Source organism: Gammaproteobacteria bacterium (assembly GCA_033720895.1).
Taxonomy (GTDB): domain Bacteria; phylum Pseudomonadota; class Gammaproteobacteria; order Natronospirales; family JAJUFS01; genus JAWWBS01.
Genome location: JAWWBS010000107.1, coordinates 1 through 3183 on the forward strand (window position 1 = coordinate 1; position 3183 = coordinate 3183).

The following is a 3183-nucleotide window of genomic DNA, read 5'->3' on the forward strand; positions in this document are numbered from 1 at the left end:
AGCGGGCGGTCTGATAAGCCTCGTCCGACTGGACCTCGTAGTCCAGGACGTAATCGGCGATATCAGTGAGGACTTTCTCGGGATCAGGGCGTTTCGCGCTCCTGGTGTCGCCAGGGCGGTCGGTGGCCATGGGCTTCTCCGTGAATCCAGTACATCGGTTCCTTGCACCTTATCACGCAGAATGCGGGGCAATTGGCGCCAAAAAGGGCTTATTGTCGACAATCCTGTGTGAAAGCGGGCTTTTTGGGCTAGAATCAGACTCCTGCTTCATACATTGTCAACAAGGTGTCGCCGTGGCCGAAACCGCCCCGAACAAGCTGCCTGCCGATCCCGATGCGGATGCCCGCACGCTGGCCGACCGCGTGTTTGCGCGCCTGCAGGATGACATTGTGCTCGGCAGGCTCGCCCCGGGTTCCCGGCTGGGCGAAGCGGAGCTGGCAGGAAAATACGGCGTCAGCCGCGGCCCCTTGCGAGAAGCCATCCGGCGGCTGGAATCCCGCAGGCTGGTCGAGCGCGTGCCACATGCTGGCGCACGGGTTGCCCTGCTGACGGAATCCGACCTGGTGGAGATCTACCGGGTGCGCGAAGCGCTGGAAGGCATGGCCGCCAGGCTTGCCGCCGAGAACATGTCGGCGGAAGAGATCGTGGCGCTGACAGCGCTGCTGGCCGAGCACGAGCAGCAGCCCGGGGTGCAGGACGACACCGCCTACTTCCAGCGCGAGGGTGACCTCGATTTTCATTTCCGTGTCATCCAGGGCTCGCACAATGACACCCTGATCGACTTGCTGATCGGCGAGATGTATCACCGCGTGCGCATGTACCGCCACCAGGTGGCGACCACCGCGCATCGTCCGCAGAAGGCGCTGGGCGAGCACCGGCGCATCCTGGAAGCGATTGAAGCGCGCGATGGCGAGATGGCCGAGCTCCTGATGCGCCGGCATATCAGCCGGGCGCGGCAAATGCTGGAGAGCCAGCAAGCGGAACAAGCACAAGATCAGAATTCCCCAGGACATTAGTAACAAACACACACTTATAGAAAGAGCGTGATCCTTTATGAACAGCCAGATGAACAAGAAATACAGAAAGAAGCTCGAAGGCACCGACCTCGACTGGTTCGACGTGCGCGAAGCCGTCGAAGCCATCAAGCCGGGTGCTTACGACAAGCTGCCCTACACTGCCCGCGTGCATGCCGAAAACATCGTGCGCCGCGGCGAGCCGGACATGGTCGATGCCTATCTCGAGCAGCTGATCGACAACAAGCGCGATATCGACTTTCCCTGGTATCCCGCGCGCGTGGTCACGCATGACATTCTCGGCCAGGTGGCGCTGGTGGACCTCGCCGGCCTGCGCGATGCGATTGCCGAGAAGGGCGGTGATCCGGCCGAAGTGAACCCGGTCGTGCCGGTGCAGCTGATTGTCGACCACTCGCTGGCGGTCGAGACCGCCGGTTTCAACAAGGATGCGTTTGAAGAAAACCGGGCCGTCGAGAACCGTCGCAATGAAGACCGCTTCCACTTCATCGACTGGACCAAGAAGGCCTTCCGCAATGTCGACGTGATTCCGCCAGGCAACGGGATCATGCACCAGATCAACCTGGAGAAGATGTCACCGGTCATTTACAAGCAGGACGGCGTTGCCTTCCCGGACACCTGTGTCGGTACCGACTCGCACACGCCGCATGTCGACGCGCTGGGCGTGATTGCCATTGGCGTTGGCGGCCTGGAAGCCGAGAACGTGATGCTGGGTCGCGCCTCCTGGCTGCGCACGCCGGAGATCATCGGCGTCGAGCTGACCGGCAAGCCGGGCAAGAACATCACCGCGACCGACATCGTGCTGGCGCTGACCGAGTTCCTGCGCAAGGAACGCGTTGTCGGTGCGTATCTCGAATTCCGCGGCGAAGGCGCAGCTGCACTGACCGTCGGCGACCGCGCGACCATTGCCAACATGGCGCCGGAGTACGGCGCGACCGCGGCAATGTTCTTCATCGACCAGCAGACCATCGACTACCTGCGCCTGACCGGTCGCGAGGACGACCAGATCGCGCTGGTGGAAAAGTATGCGAAGACCGCCGGCCTCTGGGCAGACGATCTCGACAGCGCCGAGTACCAGCGCACGCTGCACTTCGACCTTTCCAGTGTCGAGCGCAACATGGCCGGCCCGTCGAACCCGCATGCCCGCATGGGCACCAAGGATCTCGAGTCCAGCGGCGTGGCCAACCATGACTACGAATCCGAGAACGGCCTGATGCCGGATGGCGCGGTGATCATTGCTGCGATTACCAGCTGCACCAACACCTCGAACCCGCGCAACGTGATCGCGGCCGGCCTGCTGGCACGCAATGCCAACAAGCTCGGCCTGACCCGCAAGCCCTGGGTGAAATCTTCACTCGCGCCGGGCTCGCGTGCCGTGCAGCTGTACCTGGAAGAAGCCGGCCTGAAGGAGGAGCTGGAAGATCTCGGCTTCGGCATCGTCGGCTTTGCCTGCACGACCTGCAATGGCATGTCCGGCGCGCTGGACCCGAAGATCCAGGAAGAAATCATCGACCGCGACGTGCACACCGTTGCGGTACTTTCTGGCAACCGCAACTTCGACGGGCGCATCCATCCCTATGCCAAGCAGGCCTTCCTCGCCTCGCCGCCGCTGGTGATCGCCTATGCCATCGCCGGCAGCATCCGCTTCGACATCGAGAAGGACATTCTCGGCGTGGTCGATGGCAAGGAAATCCGCCTGATGGACATCTGGCCTTCGGACGAGGAAATCGACGAGGTCGTCAAGACAGCGGTCAAGCCGGAACACTTCCGCAATGTCTACACGCCGATGTTCAACATCAAGCAGGAATTTGCGGCCGATGTCAGCCCGCTGTACGACTGGCGCGAGAAGAGCACCTACATCCGTCGCCCGCCTTACTGGGAAGGGGCGCTGGCCAAGCGACGCACCCTAGAAGGCATGCGACCGCTGGCGATTCTCGGCGACAACATCACCACCGACCACATCTCGCCGTCTAACGCCATCATGGCGACCTCGGCCGCGGGCGAATACCTGGCAAAAATGGATGTGCCGGAGGAGGACTTCAATTCCTACGCCACCCATCGCGGCGACCACCTGACGGCGCAGCGCGCGACTTTCGCCAATCCGAAACTGTTCAATGAAATGGTGAAGAACGAAGCGGGCGAGGTGCAGCAA

The 3183-nt window shown here is 62.1% G+C and carries 2 protein-coding genes; both read left to right on the top strand.

What is annotated here, in order from left to right; all coding sequences use genetic code 11:
• Positions 1-293: 293 nt before the first annotated feature.
• Positions 294-1016: a GntR family transcriptional regulator gene (locus tag R3217_10565; GenBank protein ID MDX1455885.1), complete on the top strand. Its 723-nt coding sequence runs from the start codon at positions 294-296 to the stop codon at positions 1014-1016.
• 49 nt (positions 1017-1065) lie between these two features.
• On the top strand, positions 1066-3183 hold a 2118-nt coding region (acnA, locus tag R3217_10570; GenBank protein ID MDX1455886.1), incomplete at its 3' end, for an aconitate hydratase AcnA.